The sequence below is a fragment of the Pseudoalteromonas sp. S3785 genome, from assembly GCF_005887365.1.
GTDB lineage: Bacteria > Pseudomonadota > Gammaproteobacteria > Enterobacterales > Alteromonadaceae > Pseudoalteromonas.
This window is the reverse complement of sequence record NZ_PNCT01000180.1, coordinates 1-273: the sequence shown is the minus strand read 5'-3', so window position 1 is coordinate 273 and position 273 is coordinate 1. Positions and strand designations below refer to the sequence as shown.

Below are 273 nucleotides of genomic sequence, written 5' to 3'. Positions count from 1 at the left end.
GATAATTGCGCGTCAAGTGCTTTTACATTGGTTTCTTGGCGTTTATTGTGTATTTAGGCGTCGTCGAGGGCGTGCTGTGCTTGCTCTAGTGCTAATCTATACGGTTTTGGGTCTGTTTGAGATAGTACATCCCCCGCTTTTACAGCTTGGTTTTTCGCTTCTATTACGTTAGTTTGACGGACCCTTATTTGAGGCGGTATTAGCACAACAGGGTGCTAAACCCGTGCCTGTTGTGTTACCGGCATGAACATTTCGGCCATTAAATAATAAATA

General features: G+C 44.0%; 1 protein-coding gene. It reads right to left on the bottom strand.

The window, feature by feature from the left end:
* Window positions 1-53 precede the first annotated feature (53 nt).
* Window positions 54-206, bottom strand: a complete 153-nt coding sequence (locus CWC17_RS19055) for a biotin/lipoyl-binding protein (protein WP_138614649.1) — start codon at window positions 204-206, stop codon at window positions 54-56.
* Window positions 207-273: the final 67 nt, after the last annotated feature.